Origin of the sequence: Streptomyces hokutonensis (genome assembly GCF_000376565.1) — a bacterium.
In the GTDB taxonomy this organism is placed as follows: Bacteria; Actinomycetota; Actinomycetes; order Streptomycetales; family Streptomycetaceae; genus Streptomyces; species Streptomyces hokutonensis.
In genome coordinates this window covers 76,658-96,995 of record NZ_BARG01000041.1, presented here as the reverse complement: position 1 = coordinate 96,995, position 20,338 = coordinate 76,658, and the positions used below count along the sequence as shown (strand labels likewise).

The 20,338-nt window shown below is 70.8% G+C and carries 21 protein-coding genes; 15 read left to right on the top strand and 6 right to left on the bottom strand.

What is annotated here, in order from left to right; all coding sequences use genetic code 11:
• Position 1: 1 nt before the first annotated feature.
• The gene (locus tag SSP08S_RS24795) at positions 2 to 412 is read right to left on the bottom strand and encodes a hypothetical protein (protein WP_019070335.1); all 411 of its coding nucleotides are present in this window, start codon (positions 410 to 412) and stop codon (positions 2 to 4) included.
• Positions 413 to 490: 78 nt separating this feature from the next.
• On the opposite strand from SSP08S_RS24795, the gene SSP08S_RS24790 reads away from it, so the two are divergent.
• The 3 genes from SSP08S_RS24790 (at position 491) to SSP08S_RS24780 (ending at position 2,846) form a co-directional block, all read left to right on the top strand.
• The gene (locus SSP08S_RS24790) at positions 491 to 1,306 is read left to right on the top strand and encodes a helix-turn-helix domain-containing protein (protein WP_019070334.1); all 816 of its coding nucleotides are present in this window, start codon (positions 491 to 493) and stop codon (positions 1,304 to 1,306) included.
• Positions 1,303 to 1,503, top strand: a complete 201-nt coding sequence (locus tag SSP08S_RS24785) for a DUF397 domain-containing protein (RefSeq protein WP_019070333.1) — start codon at positions 1,303 to 1,305, stop codon at positions 1,501 to 1,503. The genes SSP08S_RS24790 and SSP08S_RS24785 overlap by 4 nt, the downstream gene beginning before the upstream one ends.
• A 284-nt stretch (positions 1,504 to 1,787) precedes the next feature.
• Entirely contained in the window at positions 1,788 to 2,846 is a 1,059-nt protein-coding gene (locus SSP08S_RS24780) for a hypothetical protein (protein ID WP_019070332.1), read from the top strand.
• An 81-nt stretch (positions 2,847 to 2,927) separates the two neighbouring features.
• Here SSP08S_RS24780 and SSP08S_RS24775 read toward each other — a convergent pair whose 3' ends face one another.
• Positions 2,928 to 3,647: a sulfite exporter TauE/SafE family protein gene (locus SSP08S_RS24775; protein ID WP_019070331.1), complete on the bottom strand. Its 720-nt coding sequence runs from the start codon at positions 3,645 to 3,647 to the stop codon at positions 2,928 to 2,930.
• 99 nt (positions 3,648 to 3,746) lie between these two features.
• Between SSP08S_RS24775 and SSP08S_RS24770 the strand changes: the two genes are divergently transcribed.
• Complete coding sequence (locus SSP08S_RS24770; protein ID WP_019070330.1) at positions 3,747 to 3,938, top strand: hypothetical protein; 192 nt, start codon at positions 3,747 to 3,749, stop codon at positions 3,936 to 3,938.
• A gap of 105 nt (positions 3,939 to 4,043) precedes the next feature.
• Positions 4,044 to 4,544, top strand: a complete 501-nt coding sequence (locus SSP08S_RS24765; RefSeq protein ID WP_019070329.1) for an SgcJ/EcaC family oxidoreductase — start codon at positions 4,044 to 4,046, stop codon at positions 4,542 to 4,544.
• Here the strand turns inward: SSP08S_RS24765 and SSP08S_RS24760 are convergent.
• Together SSP08S_RS24760 and SSP08S_RS24755 are read right to left on the bottom strand one after the other, a co-directional pair.
• Entirely contained in the window at positions 4,510 to 5,799 is a 1,290-nt protein-coding gene (locus SSP08S_RS24760) for a HAMP domain-containing sensor histidine kinase (protein ID WP_019070328.1), read from the bottom strand. The genes SSP08S_RS24765 and SSP08S_RS24760 overlap by 35 nt on opposite strands.
• Entirely contained in the window at positions 5,796 to 6,482 is a 687-nt protein-coding gene (locus SSP08S_RS24755) for a response regulator transcription factor (protein ID WP_019070327.1), read from the bottom strand. The genes SSP08S_RS24760 and SSP08S_RS24755 overlap by 4 nt, the downstream gene beginning before the upstream one ends.
• A gap of 187 nt (positions 6,483 to 6,669) precedes the next feature.
• Between SSP08S_RS24755 and SSP08S_RS24750 the strand changes: the two genes are divergently transcribed.
• From SSP08S_RS24750 to SSP08S_RS55765, 4 genes are all read left to right on the top strand, one after another.
• Entirely contained in the window at positions 6,670 to 7,944 is a 1,275-nt protein-coding gene (locus SSP08S_RS24750; protein ID WP_019070326.1) for an aspartate kinase, read from the top strand.
• Positions 7,944 to 9,011, top strand: coding sequence for an aspartate-semialdehyde dehydrogenase (locus tag SSP08S_RS24745; RefSeq protein WP_019070325.1), 1,068 nt, complete (start codon positions 7,944 to 7,946; stop codon positions 9,009 to 9,011). The genes SSP08S_RS24750 and SSP08S_RS24745 overlap by 1 nt, the downstream gene beginning before the upstream one ends.
• A 478-nt stretch (positions 9,012 to 9,489) precedes the next feature.
• Positions 9,490 to 10,065 (top strand): SigE family RNA polymerase sigma factor, encoded by a 576-nt coding sequence (locus SSP08S_RS24740; protein WP_019070324.1) that lies wholly within the window; start codon positions 9,490 to 9,492, stop codon positions 10,063 to 10,065.
• The gene (locus SSP08S_RS55765) at positions 10,062 to 11,396 is read left to right on the top strand and encodes a hypothetical protein (protein WP_019070323.1); all 1,335 of its coding nucleotides are present in this window, start codon (positions 10,062 to 10,064) and stop codon (positions 11,394 to 11,396) included. Before SSP08S_RS24740 ends, SSP08S_RS55765 begins: the two co-directional genes overlap by 4 nt.
• A 47-nt stretch (positions 11,397 to 11,443) precedes the next feature.
• On the opposite strand, the gene SSP08S_RS24730 is transcribed toward SSP08S_RS55765, so the two are convergent.
• Positions 11,444 to 12,238, bottom strand: coding sequence for an SURF1 family protein (locus SSP08S_RS24730; protein WP_019070322.1), 795 nt, complete (start codon positions 12,236 to 12,238; stop codon positions 11,444 to 11,446).
• A 159-nt stretch (positions 12,239 to 12,397) separates the two neighbouring features.
• On the opposite strand from SSP08S_RS24730, the gene SSP08S_RS24725 reads away from it, so the two are divergent.
• Positions 12,398 to 14,215, top strand: coding sequence for a S9 family peptidase (locus tag SSP08S_RS24725; protein ID WP_026178800.1), 1,818 nt, complete (start codon positions 12,398 to 12,400; stop codon positions 14,213 to 14,215).
• 105 nt (positions 14,216 to 14,320) lie between these two features.
• On the opposite strand, the gene SSP08S_RS24720 is transcribed toward SSP08S_RS24725, so the two are convergent.
• Positions 14,321 to 16,204, bottom strand: a complete 1,884-nt coding sequence (locus SSP08S_RS24720; protein ID WP_026178799.1) for a potassium channel family protein — start codon at positions 16,202 to 16,204, stop codon at positions 14,321 to 14,323.
• A 180-nt stretch (positions 16,205 to 16,384) separates the two neighbouring features.
• Here SSP08S_RS24720 and SSP08S_RS24715 point away from each other — a divergent pair, with 180 nt between their 5' ends.
• The 5 genes from SSP08S_RS24715 (at position 16,385) to SSP08S_RS24695 (ending at position 20,272) form a co-directional block, all read left to right on the top strand.
• On the top strand, positions 16,385 to 17,446 hold the full coding sequence (locus SSP08S_RS24715) for a permease (protein WP_019070319.1): 1,062 nt from the start codon (positions 16,385 to 16,387) through the stop codon (positions 17,444 to 17,446).
• Positions 17,443 to 18,198: a TIGR03943 family putative permease subunit gene (locus tag SSP08S_RS24710; RefSeq protein ID WP_019070318.1), complete on the top strand. Its 756-nt coding sequence runs from the start codon at positions 17,443 to 17,445 to the stop codon at positions 18,196 to 18,198. The genes SSP08S_RS24715 and SSP08S_RS24710 overlap by 4 nt, the downstream gene beginning before the upstream one ends.
• Before the next feature lie 494 nt (positions 18,199 to 18,692).
• Positions 18,693 to 19,385: a hypothetical protein gene (locus tag SSP08S_RS61805; protein WP_158697193.1), complete on the top strand. Its 693-nt coding sequence runs from the start codon at positions 18,693 to 18,695 to the stop codon at positions 19,383 to 19,385.
• A gap of 145 nt (positions 19,386 to 19,530) precedes the next feature.
• Positions 19,531 to 19,857, top strand: a complete 327-nt coding sequence (locus SSP08S_RS24700; RefSeq protein ID WP_019070316.1) for a MerR family transcriptional regulator — start codon at positions 19,531 to 19,533, stop codon at positions 19,855 to 19,857.
• Positions 19,858 to 20,068: 211 nt separating this feature from the next.
• Positions 20,069 to 20,272, top strand: coding sequence for a cold-shock protein (locus SSP08S_RS24695; protein WP_019063123.1), 204 nt, complete (start codon positions 20,069 to 20,071; stop codon positions 20,270 to 20,272).
• Positions 20,273 to 20,338: the final 66 nt, after the last annotated feature.

Here is a 20,338-nt window from a genome sequence, read left to right as displayed (position 1 = left end):
CCTACGCCCCCACCAGCGCCAGCACCGCCCCCAACCGCCCCGCCTCCACAAACGGCGCCGTAACCGTAGGCTCGCTGTACCACCGCAACGGCCACGTGTTCCCGTCGAGCGCCGGAATCCCGATGTACGTGACGGTACGAGTGCCCCGGCCGCCGAACTGCTGCACACCCAAAGGCCAGTTGTGCCGGTGCACCTCTCCGGGCGCCAGCAGGAAGTACATCCACCGGAACCCCGCCGCCTCACAGACAACAGGCCCCGCATCCCCGTCGGCGGCCTCGATGAGACGCGCGGCGACCCGTTCTCCCCGTACGCCTTCGATGCGTACGGCGTCGAAGTGGACGCCGGTGAGGCGGAGTTGGTGGCCGGACGCGGGGATCCAGTCCGGCAGGTGAATTGAGGCGGTCATGGTCACACGGTGGCGTACACGAAGCTACGCCCGGTAGTGACTGAGGTGATACACGCCGGGGTGTATCGGTCGGAGGTGGGTGCTGTGCCGGGTCAGCCCAAAGCCAAGTCCTTGCCGCCCGTGGCCTGGCGGTACAGCGGGAACCAGCTGAAGCGGTGGCGCACCAAGGCCAACGTGAGCCGGGAGGAACTGGCCGCTGCCTCCAACTACGCGCCGGACACCATCAAGTCGATGGAGCAGGGCGTACGGATGCCGACACCGCGCGTGCTCGACGTGGCCGATGGGATGTGCCGGGCTGAGGGGTTGCTGAGCGCGGCGAAGGACTACCTGAACAAGGAGAAGTTCCCGTCGCGGGCTCAGGACTTCATGGAGCGTGAGAAAGAGGCGATCACCCACTGGTCGTACGAAACCACGGTCGTTCCGGGGCTGTTGCAGACGCCGGGGTACGCGCGCACGCTGATCGAGAACCGCTGCCCGCCCCTGGACGAGGAGACGGTGGAGGAGCGGATCGAGGGACGCATCGAGCGACAGGCCATCCTCACAGGGCGGAAGCCGCCAGTGGCTCTGAGTTTCGTTCTCTACGAGGCGGTGCTGCGCAGTCCCCTGGTGGACACCGAACAGCTGCGTCGTCTGCTGGAGGTGTCCCGTCTGCGGAACGTCACGGTGCAGGTGCTCCCCTTCGAACGGGCCATCCCCTCGGCCCTCATGGGGTCCATGGTGCTGCTGGAGACCCGCGACCACGAGCGGTTCGCCTATGCGGAGGGCCCGTTCGCGAGCGAACTGTCGGCCGATCCGGAGGTTGTCAGCCGGGTGACCGAGCGACTTAGCATGATCCGCACGCAGGCTCTCAGTCCCGTTGAGTCGGCCCGTTTCGTCGAACGGATGGTGGATCAGCCATGAGTGACCAGCTGAAGTGGTTCAAGTCGAGCTACAGCGACGACGAGGGCGGCAACTGCGTCGAGGTCGCCCTCCCCACACCGCAGTTGACCGTCCACATACGCGACTCCAAGAACGCCACGGGTCCCGAACTGGCCCTCCCCGCCCCCGCCTGGACGGCATTCCTCTCCGGAGTCTCCGCAGCTCACCCCGGAGCTTGAGCCCCGGGCTTCGAGCTCTTTTCTTGGTTTCTGGGCTGGGTGAAAACAACCCAACCAACCAAGCCTGTACGTGAGTTGAGGGGGGTTTAATCCGAACGGGTGACATCCCGTGATCAGCTTGCGCCGCAACGTAAAGTCACTCTAGGTTCACGGCAAACAGCAAATAGATCGGCCCCGGTCGGTGCTACCAACACCGGCTCCGGGGCCTAGACCTACGGATCGAAAGAGACTCGATCGTGGCTTACGCCCAGCCTAGCCCTGCCCTGCCGTCCCCGTCGCACCCCATGGCCAAAACGGGCTACGGAAAACGCGCCACGGGTGACGAAGATCCGCACGCGGACCCGGACTTCGCACATCTGAGCCCCCGCGACGCCGAGTTCGCCGTCTTCATCGACCACCTCGACAACGGCCACGCCATGGGCCACAAGGTGATCGCGGCCGAGCATCCCCGTTACGGCCAACAGGCCTGCCGTACATCGCTCAAGAGCCTCACCGAGGCCGGCCACCTGCGCTGGATCAAGGAACACATCACCGTCGAGGACAACTCGATGCGGTGGGTGACGCGGACGTACTGGTCGCGTACGCCCAGGTCGGCGCAGTGGTGGGCGGAGTTCGCGCGCGAGCGCCACGGCAGGGACGTCACGCACGACTACCAGCCGGGCCTGGCGAGGACGGAAGACCCGACCCCGACCCCGACCCCTGCGCCGGAGAGCGACCGCGAGAGCGAGATCGACGGGACGCCGGAGACGGACCAGACCCCCGAGCCCAGCGCCGCGTACCGCGCACTCGCCCAACTCCGCGCCGCAGACCCCCGCATGTCCCTCTCCGAAGCCGAGTGCCGAGCCCTCGAACCCCTCGCCGCCGAGTGGCTGACACGAGGCGCTACCCCGGCCGACATGGCCCGCGCGCTGACCGACGGACTGCCACCCACCATCACGAACCCGGGCGGACTGGCCCGCAACCGATTGGAGACAAAGATGCCGCCGAAGAAGAACGACGCCGCCGAGACCCGCCCCCTCCGCGCCCGTGTGACCCGCGTGCTCATGGCGTGCGCCACCTGCGACGCCGACGAGCGGACGGCGAAGATCATCAACGGCATCTGCGAGGAATGCCGGGCGGAGCCGGACCTGAGCGAGGAGGAGGTCAAGAAGGGCTTCGAGGAGATCGCCTACCTGGGAACCACGACGGCCCGCCTCCTGAAGCAGAAGCTGGAGCGCCGTACGGGCGGGCCCGTGCCCGACACGTTCCGCCCCGTGCCGATCGAGGACCGCGTCCACTACCACTACCGCGACAACCGCGACCGCATCGCGAACGGCCTCCCGCCGAGGCGGTGGAATCCGTGACGGTTGGGAAGCGGCACGGAGGAGAGGGCGGCGGCGTATGAGCGGGCAGGAGGTGCCGGTCGGGCGCTTTGGAGCCGGGGGTCACAGCCCCCACAACCCCTTCCCCGCCGCCGTAACCCCACCCGCCAACGCCAACGACAACACCAGCAATCGCGCCCGCGGTTCGGGTATCCGCCCCGCCAGCCCCCGCCCGATCACCCCGCCCACACCCATCGCCGCGCCGACCGCCACCCACCGCGCCCCACTCAACGACGGCACCCCGTTCGCCGCCACCGAGAACGCGTTGACGATGACGCCGTAGAACTGGGCGTTGGGGACGAACTCCCGTACCGTCCAACCCGCGTTGACCGCGTAGAGGGAGATCGGCGGACCCCCGACCCCCGCCGCCGCGTTCATGAAACCGCCCGCCGCGCCCGCCGCGACGGCACCGCGAGTACCCCGAAGTGCCGACACCCGCGCGCCCTTCATCACCAGCAGGACAGCCACCGTCACCAACCCGCCCATCACCAACAGGAGGACGGGCGGCGGGAGTTGGCGGGTCAGCCACGCCCCCGCCGGCACCGTGCAGACCGCCGCCGCGCACAGCGGGACCATCGCGCGGGCCCGGACCCTGCGCCAGCCGCCCGCCAGGCCCACGACGCTGATCGCGCCCGCCGCGCAGTTGGCGAGGACGACCCCCTGTGTCGGGCCCAGCAGCAGCACCAGGGCGGGTACGGCGACCAGGGCGAAGCCCATGCCCGTCAGCCACTGGACGGAGGAGCCGAGCAGGACGATCGCGGCCAGCAGTATGTCCCCCGTCATGGGGCAACATCATCCAGGGTGAGGGTGTAGCCCGCTACACCCTCACTTCGGGACTGGGCTCCCTCGTTGCGGCACTCCGCAAACGGGATCGTTGGACGCATGAAGAACTTCCTCTCCTCCAAGCCCGTCCTCTGGTTCCTCTTCCTCTTCAACCTGGCCGTCGCCGCGGTCGCACCCTTCGTGGTCGACGGAACGCAGGGCGTGATGACCGCCGTCGGCATGGGTGTCGTGTCCCTCGGGGCCGGTGTCAGTCTCGTCCGGGACCGTGGTCAGTCGGCCACAGCGCGTTAATTGGAGCAGCCCTGGCCGCCCCCTGTACGTCCGCTGCACAGGCCCTAACCCGCCGGAAGCCAGTCTGGAGTCATCCCAAAACGCACCAGTACAACTGGAGTTGAGATGACCCGCCGGACCATGAGCAAGCGTGCAGCCGTCGTCACCGTCACCACCGCCCTGGCCCTCGGTACGCTCGGCACCGTCGCCGCGACCGCCGGGCCCCAGCACGACACCAAACCCTCCAAGAAGCAGATAGCCGCCCTCTTCGACGGCTGGAACGCGGCACTGCAGACCGGTGACCCCAAGAAGGTCGCGAACCGGTATGCGCCGGACGCCGTACTGCTCCCCACCGTCTCCAACGAGATCCGCACCGACCGTGCCGAGATCGTCGACTACTTCGAGCACTTCCTGCCGAACAAGCCGGTCGCGAAGAAGGTCGAGACGTACATCAACGTCCTCGACAGCAACTCGGCCATCGACGCGGGTGCCTACGACATCACACTCACCGACCCGAAGACCGGCAAGAAGCGTGTCGTAGAAGCCCGTTACACCTACGAGTACGAGAAGCGCGGCGGCAAGTGGCTGATCGTCAACCACCACTCCTCGGTGATGCCCGAAGGGTGATCGCGACGACAAGCCCTCCGCCGGCCGCGTCCCGCAGGGTCACCGTGCCGCCGTCGTCCGTCACCAACTGGCGTACGACGGCCAGGCCCAGGCCCGAACCGGAGCGCCCGGTGAGGCCCTGACCGCGCCAGAAGCGGTCGAAGGCGCGGGACTTGTCCGCGTCGGACATGCCGGGGCCCTCGTCCGTCACCGTCAACTCGACCTCGTCGCCCCGGGATTCGGACCGTACGGTGATCGTCGCGCCGTCCGGTGACACCTCCAGGGCGTTCGACAGCACGTTGTCCAGGACCTGTTCGAGATGACCGGGACTGGCCAGCACAAGCGGCCGGCCGTCGACAACACTCCCCCTGAGCGCGATCTCGACTCCGCGCTCGTCGGCGGCCGGTCTCCACACCGAGAGGCGTTCGGCCACGATCTCCCGCAGCGGCAGCGGTTCCGCCGCCGTCACCTTCGCCTCGGCCCGCGCCAGCACCAGCAGGCCGTTGACGAGGCGGCTCATGCGGACCACCTCGGCCGTCGCCTGATCGACGTCCTCCCGTACGAACTCGTCGTCCACGCCGTCCGCGATGTTGTCCAGCGAGAGTCTCAACGCCGTGAGCGGGGTGCGGAGTTGGTGCGAGGCGTCGGCCACGAAGATGCGCTGCGAGGCGATGAGGGTGTCGAGGCGTTCGCCCGCCTGGTTCAACGTCCTGGCCAGCGTCTGCGTCTCGTGCGGGCCTGTCACGGGCGTACGTGCCGTCAGGTCGCCGTCGCTGAACTTGCTCGCCATGTCGTTGAGTTGGCGGAGGGGGCGGGTCAGGCGGCGGGCGACCAGCGCGCCCAGTCCCGCCGCCACCGCCAGGACCGCGAGGGCGAGGATCGCGCGGAAACCCCAGATCTGGACCAGGCGCCGGGTCAGGTCGGAGGTCGGGTACGTGATGCGGACGGCGCCGACCGTCCGGCCGTCGCGCTGCGCCGGTGCCGTCACCTCGAGCTTTCCGTCGCCCCAGTGCGTCGCGGTCTTGGCGCGTGACGCGGGCAGTACCTCGGCCGTGCCGGGGGTCTCCTGCGCGTACGCCACCACCATGCGGTCCAGGGCCGCGCGCGAGGCCGCGTCGCCGCTCAGCAGCAGCGCCATCGTCTTCGCCTCGCGCCGCACCGACTGCTCGGTGTCGCCCCGGAGTTGGGCGGTCAGCGTGAAGGCGACCGGCACGGTGAACGCGGTCAGCGCCACGGCCACGAGCAGGACGTAGCTGACGATCAGCTGCCGGATCATGAGGCCGGGGGCCCCTCGACGATCTCCAGGCGGAAGCCCACGCCTCGTACCGCCTCGATCGTGATCGCGCCCGCCAACTTCCTTCGCAGCGCGGCCACATGGACGTCGAGGGTCTTCGTCGGGCCGAACCAGTTCGCGTCCCAGACCGCTTCCATGATCTGCTCGCGCGACATCAGCGCCCCGGGCTCCTCGGTGAGGAACGACAGCAGGTCGTACTCCTTGGGGGCCAGTGGCACCTCCTCGCCGTCGAGGCGGACGCGGGCGGCCTTGCGGTCGATGGTGAGGCGGGGGCCGTAAGCGTCGGGGCCGGCCGCTTCCGAAACCGCCCTCGGCTGTGCGCGGCGCATCACCGCCCTTATCCGCGCGATGACCTCGCGCACCCCGAACGGTTTCGAGACGTAGTCGTCCGCGCCCAGTTCCAGGCCGACCACCCGGTCCGTCTCGTCGCTGCGCGCGCTGATCACGATGATCGGTACGTCGCCGCGGGCGCGCAGCGCCTTGCACACGTCGAGGCCGTCGGTGTCGGGCAGGCCGAGGTCGAGGAGGACGACGTCGTAGGGGGCGGAGTGGCTCAGCGCCGCGCCGCCCGTGGTGACCCAGTCGACCTCGAAGCCGTAGCGGATCAGTCCGCGTCGTAGGGACTCGGCGACCGGCTCATCGTCTTCCACCAGAAGTACGCGCACACGGCGCACCTTAGTGCGGGAAACCCCCATCCCGGCTGTCACCTGTGACGCTCGGCACTTTTCCCGCACCCCTGGATTGGGCATGCGCTGACCTGGGCGTCCGAATCTCACCATGCGATACCTGGGAAGGGAATTTCGGGCGCTCGTTAAACTGAGCCGACACACCAGGACTGAGCGAGGAGCGCACGTGGGCCTTGTCGTGCAGAAGTACGGAGGCTCCTCCGTAGCCGATGCCGAGGGCATCAAGCGCGTCGCCAAGCGAATCGTGGAAGCGAAGAAGAACGGCCACCAAGTGGTCGTCGTCGTTTCCGCGATGGGCGACACGACGGACGAGCTGATCGATCTCGCCGAGCAGGTATCTCCGATGCCCGCCGGGCGTGAGTTCGACATGCTGCTGACCGCCGGAGAGCGGATCTCCATGGCACTGCTGGCCATGGCGATCAAAAACCTGGGGCACGAGGCCCAGTCGTTCACCGGCAGCCAGGCAGGCGTCATCACCGACTCGGTCCACAACAAAGCCCGGATCATCGACGTCACGCCCGGTCGGATCCGTACCGCGTTGGACGAGGGCAACATCGCCATCGTCGCCGGGTTCCAGGGTGTGAGCCAGGACAAGAAGGACATCACCACGCTGGGGCGCGGTGGCAGTGACACCACCGCCGTCGCGCTGGCCGCCGCCCTCGACGCCGAGGTCTGCGAGATCTACACCGACGTCGACGGGGTGTTCACCGCCGACCCGCGGGTGGTGCCGAAGGCGAAGAAGATCGACTGGATCGCCTTCGAGGACATGCTGGAGCTCGCCGCCTCCGGCTCCAAGGTGCTGCTCCACCGCTGTGTGGAGTACGCCCGCCGATACAACATCCCGATCCATGTGCGGTCCAGCTTCAGCGGACTTCAGGGCACCTGGGTCAGCAGTGAGCCGAAGCAAGGAGTCCAGCAGGTGGAGCAGGCCATCATCTCCGGTGTCGCGCACGACACCTCCGAGGCCAAGATCACGGTCGTCGGCGTGCCCGACAAGCCGGGCGAGGCCGCGGTGATCTTCCGGACGATCTCCGACGCCCAGGTCAACATCGACATGATCGTGCAGAACGTGTCGGCGGCCTCCACGGGCCTGACGGACATCTCCTTCACCCTCCCCAAGGCGGAGGGCCGCAAGGCCATCGACGCCCTGGAGAAGAACAAGGACGGCATCGGCTTCGAGTCGCTGCGCTACGACGACCAGATCGGGAAGATCTCGCTGGTGGGCGCCGGGATGAAGACGAACCCGGGCGTCACCGCCGACTTCTTCACCGCCCTGTCCGACGCGGGCGTCAACATCGAGCTGATCTCGACCTCCGAGATCCGTATCTCGGTCGTGACCCGCGCGGACGACGTCAACGAGGCCGTCCGCGCCGTGCACACGGCGTTCGGCCTCGACTCCGACAGCGACGAAGCCGTCGTCTACGGAGGCACCGGCCGCTGATGGCCACCACCGGAGCGACCGTGCGTCCGACGCTCGCCGTTGTCGGAGCGACCGGGGCCGTCGGCACGGTCATGCTCCAGATCCTGTCCCAGCACGCGGACATCTGGGGCGAGATCCGCCTGATCGCCTCTCCGCGCTCGGCCGGCCGCAAGCTGGCCGTGCGCGGGGAGCAGATCGAGGTGGTGGCCCTTTCGGAGGAGGCCTTCGACGGGGTCGACGTCGCCATGTTCGACGTCCCCGACGAGGTCTCCGCCCAGTGGGCGCCGGTCGCCGCCGCCAAGGGCGTGGTCGTCGTCGACAACTCGGGCGCCTTCCGGATGGACCCCGAGGTGCCCCTGGTGGTCCCCGAGGTCAACCCGCACAAGGTGCGCTGGCGCCCGCGCGGGATCATCGCCAACCCGAACTGCACGACCCTGTCGATGATCGTCGCCGTGGGCGCGCTGCACGCCGAGTTCGGCCTGCGCGAGCTGGTGGTGTCGTCGTACCAGGCGGTGAGCGGGGCGGGCCGGGCTGGGGTCGACACCCTGCGCCAGCAGCTCGCCCTCGTCGCGGGCACCGAACTGGGCACCAAGCCCGGTGACGTACGGCGGGCCGTCGGCGACAACACCGGGCCGTTCCCGGAGCCGGTCGCGCTGAACGTCGTACCGTGGGCCGGGTCCCTGCGCGAGGACGGCTGGTCCTCGGAGGAGATGAAGGTGCGGGACGAGACCCGCAAGATCCTCGGCCAGCCCGGGCTGCCGGTCGCCGTGACGTGTGTGCGCGTCCCGGTGGTCACCACGCACTCCCTCACCGTCCACGCCCGCTTCCAGGGCGAGGTCACCGTCGACAAGGCGCGCGAGATCCTCGCCACGGCTCCGGGTGTCGTCCTGTTCGACAATCCGGCCGCCGGGGAGTTCCCCACCCCCGCCGACGTGGTGGGCACCGACCCGACCTGGGTGGGGCGGCTGCGGCGGGCGCTGGACGACCCGACCGCGCTCGAACTGTTCGTCTGCGGGGACAATTTGCGCAAGGGAGCGGCCCTCAATACGGCACAGATCGCCGAGCTGGTGGCGCGCGACCTCGGGTGAGAACCGGACCCGCTCACTCCGCCCGGCCGTAAATCCGCTGGCCAGCGGCGCCCGGGTTTGTAGGATCACTGTGCGCGATGTGGCCGGATTAATGGTTGGGACCACTTGAATCCAGCCACCTCCGCATCCGAAGATTTCACTCCCCGCTTCCCGCAACCGCGCGGTGAGCGGGGAGCGTCTTTGCGGACGCCCTTCAGCGGGCGCGGGGATGCGGTGAGGGGCGTGGGGACGCCCCCGACATTCGTGACACAGGGGAAGAGCGGGTAGGCATGAGGGTGTTCGACGCACGGTCGGTTGTGCTGCCTGACACCAGACGGGTGGGTGGACTGTTTGTTTCGTCTGACATAAATGTGACGGTCGACGCGTACAACCCCCGAGGGGGGAAGCGCGTCCAACTTGCGTGGCTCAGGTACTCGACTTCACTGCGGCACGCGGCACGGCCCTACGGCCTCCGCGTGGATCCCGTGCGCCCGGCGGCATGCCGGTGATCGCGCCGATGCCCGCAGCGCGGCCCGCCCGCATCCCGAACCAGCGCGAAGGTGTCGACGACACCGTCGCGGCCGGAACGACCGTCGACCACCTCACCGAGACCTATCGGGCGCACTACCGCTCGCTGCTCGGCCTGGCCGCGCTCCTCCTCGACGACACGGCCTCCTGCGAGGACGTCGTCCAGGAGGCGTTCATCCGGGTCCACTCGGCGCGCAAACGTGTCCGTGACCCCGAGAAGACCCTGGCGTATCTGCGCCAGACCGTCGTCAACCTCTCCCGCTCGGCCCTGCGCCGCCGCATCCTCGGCCTCAAGCTCCTCTCGAAGCCGATGCCGGACATGGCCAGCGCGGAGGAGGGCGCCTACGACCAGTTGGAGCGCGACTCCCTCATCAAGGCGATGAAGGGCCTGCAGCGCCGCCAGCGCGAGGTCCTGGTCCTGCGCTACTTCGCGGACATGACCGAGGCGCAGGTCGCCGAGTCGCTCGGCATCTCGCTGGGCTCGGTGAAGGCGTACGGCTCACGCGGGATCGCCGCCCTCCGCATCGCGATGGAGGCGACGGCATGAGCGACAACGTCGACGGGAACGGCGCGCGTGCTCGGCGCGAGCCGGAAGTCCGGCGCGGTCCGACCTGGGCCCGCAAGGAAGAACCGAACGAATCGCACGCTGGGAACGGAATTGTGAACCACGGCCCCGACGAACAGAGCCCCACCGGGCCGAGCCTCGACGGGAACTCCGGAGGAGCCTCCGGAGGGGAGAACCCCGAGAACCCCGAGAACTCGGACAGCACCGAGAACCCCGAGACCGTTCAGGGGCGCGCCCCGGAAGGACTCGGGGGGCTCGCGGGGCTCGCCGCGCAACTCGGCGGACCCGCCGGCCTCGGCGACCACGACACCGAGGGATTCGCCCCGGACGAGCTGGCGCTGCGCCGGCTGCTGCACCAGGCGGTCCAGGAGGTCGAGCCGCGCGACGGCACGCTGGAGCACCTGCGCAAGGCGGTGCCGGCCCGCCGGGCCCGCAAGCGCCAGGCCGTCGTCGGCATGGCCGCCGCCGCGCTCTTCTTCGGCACCGCCATCCCGGCCCTCGTGCACGTCTCGAACTCGACGGGTTCCGTCGACCCGTCCATGGCGGGCAACAGCTCACAGGCCCAGGGCGGCACCAGCCAGGGCAAGAACCCGGACGGAGGTTCCAGCACCTCGGGCGGCTCCTCCGGGCAGACGTCGGGACAGAATCCGGGCGGCCACAAGAACGAGGGCGGGAGCAAGAACGAGGGCGCAGGCACCGCGAGCGCCAACCCCTCCTCCAGCACCGGGACGGCCGCGCCCATCTGCGGAGCCGCACAGCTCGGCTCGGCCACCTCGTCCGTGGCCGCCGCCGACGCGGGGGGCATCGTCTACGGCACGTTCACCGTCACCAACACCTCCGGCACCAGCTGTACCGTCGGCGGGCCCGGCACCGTGGGATTCTCCCCGCTGGGGGCCGCCGAGAGCAGCAAGATCTCCGTGAAGCAGCACGCCGCGGGGGACGTGGCGGCCGGTCTGCCCGACCCGTCGACGGAGCCCGCCGAAGTCGTGCTGCTGCCCGGCTCCGCCTACCAGGTCAAGTTCGCCTGGGTGCCCTCGGAGACCTGCCCCACCAGCAGCGGCGGCGACAGCGGCGGCACCACCAGCGGCGGCACCACGCCGAGTCCGTCGCCCTCGGAGGACGCCAGCACCACCAGCGGTTCCACGGCCGGTGACACCGGCACCTCCGCCCAGCTGCTCCCCGAGGACGGCACGCTCGACGGCAGTGTCCAGGTCTCCCACACGGCGCAGGCGGGCTCACCGACGACCTCGGTCGTCGTACCGAACGCGTGCGCGGGGACCATCTACCGGACGGGCCCGCTGCCGGGGTCGTAGGACACAGGACGGCCGTCGGTCGCCGGTCCACGGGGGAGCCGGCGGCGTCAGACGGTGACGCGGGCCGCCTGCTCGCTCTCGTCCTCGGGCAGCAGCCCGAGTTCCGCGTCCCGCGCGAACTCCACCTCGCGGCGCAGCAGCCGGAACCACATGAAGACGACGAAGCCCGCGAAGACGAACCACTCGCCGGTGTAGCCCAGGTTCTGGAACGCCTTCAGGTCGAGGCCGGTGTTCGCGGGCGCGGTCGCCGGTACGGCCGTCATCCCGGAGTCGGCCCTGTCGAGCGTGATCCACGCGTCGTACACGGGGTAGGGCACCAGGTTCACCAGCGAGGCCGCGCTGATCGCGGCGGTCTGGCCGGACGGCAGCCCGCCCTGGGCGCTGACGCCGTTGTCGCCGGGGGTCTCGGAGGCCTGGAGCGAGCCGGTGACGGTGACCTCGCCGGTCGGCGCGGCCGGTGCCTTCGCCGCGTCGGGCGTGCCGGGCAGCCAGCCGCGGACCACGGGCAGCGCCTTGCCGTCGTCGGTGCGCAGCAGGGTGAGGACGTAGTAGCCGTTCTTCCTGTCCAACTGGCGGTCGGGGACGAGGAGTTGTTTGCCGTAGCGGCCGGTCGCGGTGGTCTGCCGACCTGATGTGCTCTGGTCGACCGGCAGCAGTTCGGCGAGCGGGCGGGCGGCCTCCGTGCGGTCCGTCTCGACCTGCTTGGTGGCCTGGTGGCTGCTGTCCACGCGCGCCTGGAACCGGCTCAGCTGCCACGACCCCATGAAGATGCAGAAGGGGATGGCGAGCAGTACGAAGACGTTGATGCCCCACCAGCGCGATGTCAGCAGAAACCGGTACACGCCTTCCACGGTACGGGGCCGTCGCCGAGGCCTTGGCCCGGGGGTCGGCCCGGAGGTTCACCCGCCGTCGGCAATGCTCCGACCGGGTCTTGGTCGAAGTTATCCACAGGCTGAGGATCCAGTCAGTGCAATGTCTGTGAGGGCGGGCAGTATGGGGCCATGACTGAGAGCAACGGGTCCGCGTACACACCGGACTGGGAGAAGCGCTTCAGGGCGCCCCGAGTGTCCCTGCCCGACTGGGCGGAGGACGCACCCGACCGTTCCCTGTTCGTGTCGAACGCGACAGGGACGTATGAGCTGTACGCCTGGGACCGGGCGACGGGCGAGCAACGCCAGGTCACGGACCGGCCGAACGGCACGACGGACGGTGTGCTCTCCCCGGACGGGGAGTGGATCTGGTGGTTCGACGACAAGGACGGCGACGAGTTCGGCGTCTGGCGCCGCCAGCCCTTCAAGGGCGGCCCCGACGAACCGGCCGTCCCCGGCCTCGAACCGTCCTACCCGGCCGGGCTGGCCCTCGCGCGCGACGGCCGCACGGCGGTCGTGGGCCGCTCCACGGACGAGGACGGTACGACGATCCACCTCGCCCGCACCGGCGAGGAGACCGCACTGCTCTACCGCCACCGCGAGTCCGCGGGCGTCGGCGACCTCTCGCACGACGGCTCGCTGATCGCGATCGAGCACACCGAGCACGGCGACGCGATGCACTCGGCGCTGCGCGTCCTGCGCCCGGACGGCACGGCGGTCGCCGACCTGGACGACACCAAGGGCGGCACCGAGGAACTGGGCCTTGAGGTGCTCGGCTTCGCACCCGTGGAGGGCGACACCCGGCTCCTCATCGGGCATCAGCGGCGCGGCCGTTGGGAGCCCCTGGTGTGGGACGTGGTCAAGGGCGGCGAGACCGACCTGTCCCTGGACCTGCCGGGTGACGTGAGCGCCGAGTGGTACCCGGACGGCTCGGCCCTCCTCATCGCGCACAGCTTCGAGGCCCGCAGCGAGGTGTTCCGCTACGACCTCGCCTCGGGCGCCCTGGAGAAGGTGCCGACACCGCCCGGTTCCGTCTCGGGCGCGACGGCCCGCCCCGACGGCAGCGTCGAATACCTCTGGTCCTCGGCCGCCGAGCCGTCCGCCGTGCGCTCGACGACCGGCGAGGTCGTCCTGGACCCGCCGGGCCTGAAGTCACCCGGCTCGGTCCCGGTGGAGGACGTGTGGGTGGAGGGCCCCGGCGGCCGTATCCACGCCCTGGTCCAGAAGCCGGCGGGTGCGACCGGCCCCCTCCCGACCGTCTTCGACATCCACGGCGGCCCGACCTGGCACGACAGCGACTCCTTCGCGGCCGGCCCGGCGGCCTGGGTCGACCACGGGTACGCGGTCGTACGGGTCAACTACCGCGGTTCGACCGGGTACGGGCGGGCGTGGACCGACGCGCTGAAGGTCCGGGTCGGCCTGATCGAGCTGGAGGACATCGCGGCGGTCCGGGAGTGGGCGATCAGCTCAGGCCTCGCCGATCCCGACAGGCTGATCCTCACCGGCGGCTCCTGGGGCGGCTACCTCACCCTCCTCGGCATCGGCACCCAGCCCGACGCGTGGACGCTCGGCATCGCGGCGGTCCCGGTCGCCGACTACGTCACGGCGTACCACGACGAGATGGAAGCCCTGAAGGCCATGGACCGCACGCTGCTGGGCGGCACCCCCGAAGAGGTCCCCGACCGCTTCGAGGCGTCCTCCCCGCTGACCTACGTCGACAAGGTCACGGCCCCGGTCTACATCTCGGCCGGCGTCAACGACCCGCGCTGCCCGATCCAGCAGATCGACAACTACGTGGAACGACTGGAGAAGCGCGGCGCCGTCCACGAGGTGTACCGGTACGACGCGGGACACGGGTCGCTGGTGGTGGACGAGCGGATCAAGCAGGTGAGGTTGGAACTGGACTTCGCGGAGCGGCACTTGGGGGGTGGGACTCCGGTGTCCGCCTGACCGCGGGCAGTCGTGCCGCTGGGGCGGCCCGGGTGGGCGCGGACGGCACCCCGCAGCGCCGGGTCGCGGTCCCACCCGCGGCCGACCCCGGCGCAGGGCACCTGATCAGGTCGCGGCCCGGTCCCGCGGCCTGCGCCCCAGCAACTCCGCCAGCCCCCGCCGGGTAGCCGCAAGCACCACCCGGTCCGAGCCCCGCAGGACATACGTGTCGGGCAGGTCCCACACCAGCCCCGACCGCCGTACGTCCTCCGACGCGTCCCGGTTCGCCGTGTCCAGCGCCAGCACCCGCCAGGACCCGGCCCGGAACGCCTCGGCGACCGTCTTGCCCTCCAGCTGGGGATGCCCGCCCACGGTCATCGCCGCGAACAGCAGCACCCGCCGCTCGACGGGAATCGCGCCCAGGATCTGCCGCCCCATCATCGCCCCGGCGAACGCGGGCGCGGCCAGATGGGAGACGCTCCGGCTCCGGGTGAGGGCACCGGGGTGGGCGGCGCGCAGGGTGCGGTACACGGCGGTCGCGAAGTCGTCGTCGTAGAGGCGGAGCACGACGCGCAGATCGGACCGTACGGAGCGGGCGTAGAGGACGGCTTCGAGGTTGGTGGTGTCGGAGCTGGTGACCGCGAGCAGTGCGTGCGCGCGGTGGATCTTGGCGGACTCCAGGACGCCCTCCTGGGTGACGTCCCCGAGGATCACCGGCACCCGCAGCCGGCGCGCGACCGCGAGACCGCGCGCCTCGGGGTCGGCCTCGACGCACACCACGGGGATGTCGAGTTCGCGCAGCCGGGTCAGCACCCGGGTGCCGATCTTGCCGAGCCCCAGCAGCACCACATGCCCGCCGAGCCCGCGCGGCGGCTTGCGCAGCGCGGACGCCGTGCGGAAGGTGCCGAGGGCCTCGAGGACCGCGGCCAGCAGCACCGGCAGCATGAGCAACCCGACGAGACCGGAGAGGAGTTGAAGGATCTGCCGGCCCAGCGGCGCCCCGATCGCGGGGTCGTCGATCGCGAAGAGATCGAGCAGCGTCAGATAGAAGGCCCGCACGGGATGGATACCGGTCACCAGCCACAGCGACACGGCGAGCGCGATCACGCACGCCACCATGCCCGCCAGCGACCAGCGCAGCCGCCGCGAGAAGAGGGAGGAGAAGGGCGGTACGACACCGCCCCCGCGTCCGCCCGGCAACTGCGGCCCGGCGTACGACACTTGCTCGAGGACGACGGTCCCGCGCCCGGTGGCCGAGGCGACGGCCGCCGCGTCGGGCAGCAGGCGCGGGCCCTGTTCGCCCATGCCCTCGGAGCCGTCCGCGCCGGCCGGGTCGCTGCTGGTGGCCGACAGCAGGGCAAGGGTGGCAAGCCCGGGGTCGGCGACCTCGCCGGGCGCGGGCGGCGGCCGCTCCACCGCGCGCAGCAGCAGCCCGTCGGTCTGGACGACCTTGCTGGTGCCGGCGAGGGCGGTGGCGGCGAGCGCGGGCGCTGCGGTGTCCGCGTCGGAGAGGACGGTGGTGGAGGCGTCGAGCCCCGAGACGGTGCTGTCCCCGGTCGCCAACGCGGCCGCCTGGTCGAGGAGTTCCTCGATGTGCTGGCCCAGGCGCCGGTTGTAGAGGCGGAGCACGAGCCGGATACGGGGGTTGAGGCGGCGGGCGGTGAGGGCGGCGCGGATGTTGGTCTCGTCGTCGTCGTGCACGAGCGCCAGCGCGGTCGCCCGCTCCACGCCCGCCTCCGCGAACACCGCCTCGGTCAGCTCGGGGACCTCCAACACCCGCTCCCCGCGCGGAGGTTCGGGGGCGGGCGGTACGCCGTTGCCGTTCGCCCTGGCCACCGCCGCGTTGACCCGGTCGCGCAGCGCCACCGAGGCGGCACGCGCACGGCCGACGACCGGCGGCCGGGAGGTGGCCTCCGAGAGCGGTACGACGAGGGTGATCTGTTCGCCGTAGACAGCGCGCAGTTCGGCCGCGAGCCGGTGCGCGAGCGCGTCGTCGCCGCACACCACCATGTGTGCCCGAGGGGTGCCCGGAGGGGTCTGATGAGGAACGCTGCTCGCCACGAGGGGAAAGACTGCCCCAAGGAGGCGGGTGGTTCCAGTATTGCGCTGAACACCCGCGCCCCTGCTGCCGTATGCAGAGACAGGGAGCAAAACTCGCGAAACCCCGCACTTGCCGGAGGTAGCACACCCGTGGCCATCACCACCGAACCAGCCGCGCCGACCACGGAGACTCCGCCGACCCCGGAATCACCCCCGGAGCCGCAGGCACCGGCGAAGGAACCGCAGGCGCCGGCCAAGGACGGCTGGCAGCTCAACTCGCCGCTCGTGCTGACCATGGTGCTGCTCCTGGTGGTGCTGGCGCAGGGGCCGATCCGTACGGCCCTGTCCGCGCCCGTGATGCAGAGCTGGATGACGGTGTTCGTGGCCGTGGTCGTGCAGGCGCTGCCCTTCCTGGTGCTGGGCGTGCTGCTGTCGGCGGCCATCGCGGTGTTCGTGCCGGCCACGTGGTTCACCCGCGCGCTGCCCGACAACCCCGTGCTGGCCGTACCGGTGGCCGGGATGGCGGGCGCGATCCTGCCGGGCTGCGAGTGCGCGTCCGTGCCGGTGGCCGGGGCGCTGGTGCGCCGGGGGGTCACCCCGGCGGCGGCGATCGCGTTCCTGCTCTCCGCCCCGGCGATCAACCCGATCGTGCTGACCGCGACGGCCGTCGCCTTCCCGCGCAACCCGGAGATGGTCCTCGCCCGGTTCGTCGGCAGCCTGCTGGTCGCCTGTGTGATGGGCTGGCTGTGGACGCGGCTCGGCCGCACCGACTGGCTGAAGCTGCCCGCCCACGAGCCGCACGCGGGGGAGACCAAGGGGGCCGCGTTCTGGGGCTCGGTGCGGCACGACGTGATGCAGGCGGGCGGGTTCCTGGTGCTCGGCGCGATGTCCGCGGCGACGCTCAAGGCGGTGGCGCCCGCGAGCTGGCTGCGTACGGCGGCCGACAACCCGGTGGTGGCGATCCTCGCCCTCTCGATCCTGGCCGTCCTGCTGTCGATCTGCTCGGAGGCGGACGCGTTCGTGGCCGCGTCACTCACCCAGTTCTCCCTGACGGCGAAACTCGCGTTCCTGGTGGTGGGTCCGATGATCGACCTGAAACTCTTCGCCATGCAGGCGGGCACGTTCGGGCGCGGCTTCGCGCTGCGGTTCGCGCCCGCCACCTTCGTCCTCGCCATCGCGGGCGCGGTCGTCACCTCGGCGGTGCTCCTGTGAGCCGGCAGGCACAGGCGGCCGTCCTGTTCCTGATCGGCACGGCCCTGCTGCACGCGGGCCTCACCAACCTCTACCTCCGCTACGTCAAGGCCGGCCTCCAGCCGCTGCTGCTGCTCTCCGGAGGCGTACTCATCGTCGCGGCGCTGGCGACGGCCTGGTACGAGTGGCGCCGGGCGCGGGCGGAGAAGGCCCACGCGGAGGCTCACGCGGAGCCGGAGGGCGAGGGCCACGGTGGTCACGTACACCGCGAACCCCGCATCTCCTGGCTCCTGCTGCTCCCCCTCTTCGCCCTGATCCTGGTCGCCCCGCCCGCCCTCGGCTCCTACAGCGCGGTCCGCACCGGCACGGCCATCCAGCAGCCCTACGGCCTCTCCAAGCTCCCCGACAGCAACCCGCTCACCATCGGTCTCGTCGACTACGCGACCAGGGCGGTCTACGACCACGGGCACTCCCTCGGAACCCGTCAGCTCAAGGTCACCGGCTTCGTGGCCCTCGACAAGTCCGGCGCCCCCTACCTCGTGCGCATGGCCCTCAACTGCTGTGCCGCGGACGCCCAGCCGGTGAAGATCGCCCTGACCGGCAAGATCCCGCCGGTCCTGCAGCCCGACACCTGGCTGCTGGTCACCGGCACCTACTCCGCGAAGCAGACCAAGGACCCCGTCAACAACCGCCCCATCCCCTACCTCCAGGTCACCGAGGCCAAGCCGGTCCCGACCCCGAAGGACCCGTACGACGAGAGCTGGAACCAGTGACGCGGTAGGGCGCGGGGCCGTGGAACTCGGGATGCAGGAGCCGTAGGACGCAGGCTCGCTGAACCCCGCCCCAGGCCCGTGCCGCACGCCGACGCCGACCCGTGCCGGCCCCCCCGGTGCCTACCCGCGCCGGACCCCCCGCGCCGACCCGTGCCGGACCCCGGCCCAGGCCGTGCCGGACCCCGGCCCAGGCCGTGCCGGACCCCCGTGCCGACCCGTGCCGCACGCCGACGCTGACGCCGACCCGTGCCGGACCCCGGCCCAGGCCGTGCCGGACCCCGGCGCCGACCCGTGCCGCACGCCGACGCCGACGCCGACCCGTGCCGGACCCCCGCGCCGACCCGTGCCGGACCCCGGCTCCAGGCCGTGCCGCGGCTCGCGGGCGTACCGTGAAGGGACCGAGGATTTCTCGTGTGCCGGATCGCGCCGGTGCCGTCCTCGGCGAAGGACGACGCCGGGGCGGACGTGTCCGCACCCGGGGCAGGGCTCGCCCCATGACCGTGAATGTGCCCGGTCGGCCGATGACCGCGGACCTCGTCGGGCACGGCGGTGCGGACGCGCACGCCGGTGCCGACGCGGCCCAGGGGGAGAAGCCGTGGGCGCCCGGCCGGGAGCGCGGCCCCTCACCCCGGCAGGGGGACCGGCTCCGCCCGCTCAGCCGGCGCCAGGTCGAGGACCGGTTCGAGGACCTCGGCGATCTGTACGAGGAGACCTCCGGCGGCACCCGCGCCGGGACCCGCTCCCGCGCCGAGTTCCTGCGCCGGCTCGCGGGCGAGGTCCGGCGGCCCGGCTTCACCCTGCTGATCGCCGAGAACACCACCCTGACGGCCTTCGCCCACGGCTTCCCCGTGCGCGGCGCCGATCCCTGGTGGCAGGGCTGCGACACCCGTCTGCCCCGGACCGTGCGCGGCCTCGCGGTCACCGGCGGGCTCTTCGCGGTCTCCGGGATCGTCGTCCCGACCCGGGTGCGCACCCACTACCAGGACCGGGACTGGAACCTCGCCCGGCGCCTGCAACGCCGGCTGCTCGACGATCACGCGCCGGCCCTCGGCGTCGCCCTGCTGCCCGCCGCCGACACCGACACGCTGGCCGCGTACCGGGCCTGGGGCTGGCGGGACGTCGTGGCGGAAGCGCGTGATCCGCGGCCGCCCGCCGGGGCCTGCCGCGTCCTGCTCCTCGGTCGCTGAGCGCGTCAACCGGCGTCCACGGCCGTCAGGACATCTGTGCTCGCCGCGACAGAGATTCCCCGGGTGCGACTAGAGTTCCCGTAGGGGGAAACACGCTCCCCTGCGGCGGGCCGTCCCTCTCCGGTGGCCCGCAGGAAAGGTGTACATGCCCGCTGAAAGCCAGCAGCCCGCGGCCGACCGGCTCGACGACGACGACTACCCTGCCTACACCATGGGCCGGGCCGCCGAGCTGATCGCCTCCACCCCCGGTTTCCTCCGGTCACTGGGTGAGGCCGGGCTGATCACGCCGACGCGGTCGGACGGCGGGCACCGCCGCTACTCGCGCCATCAGCTCCGTACGGCCTCCCGCGCCCGCGAGCTGGTCGACCAGGGGACGCCCATCGAGGCCGCCTGCCGCATCATCAGCCTGGAGGACCGGCTGGACGAGGCGCTGCGGGTGAACGAGGAGCTGCGCCGCTCGTCCCATCGTTAGAAAATCTGATGTCGGCGAAACAGAAATTCACTGTTTCGGGCGGCGCTTTTCTCCCACAATTCCGCCGCCGCCGAAATGGGTTCCGTGCTAGGCTGACTTCAGTTGCAGTTGTGGTTGCCAATTTTGAACCGGTTCTCCGGGCAGGTGATCATCACGGCGATGGAGGAGATTCGTAAAGTGCGGATCTCGTGCACTGCCTAGGAGTTAAGACATGGCCACCGGTACCGTGAAGTGGTTCAACGCGGAAAAGGGCTTCGGCTTCATCGAGCAGGACGGCGGCGGCGCTGACGTCTTCGCCCACTACTCGAACATCGCCACCCAGGGCTTCCGCGAGCTGCAGGAAGGTCAGAAGGTGACCTTCGACATCACGCAGGGCCAGAAGGGCCCGCAGGCGGAGAACATCGTTCCCGCCTAAGCACGCGAAGCTGCGAAACAGGGGCCCGCACCTTGGGTGCGGGTCCCTTTTCGTATCTGCTCATTT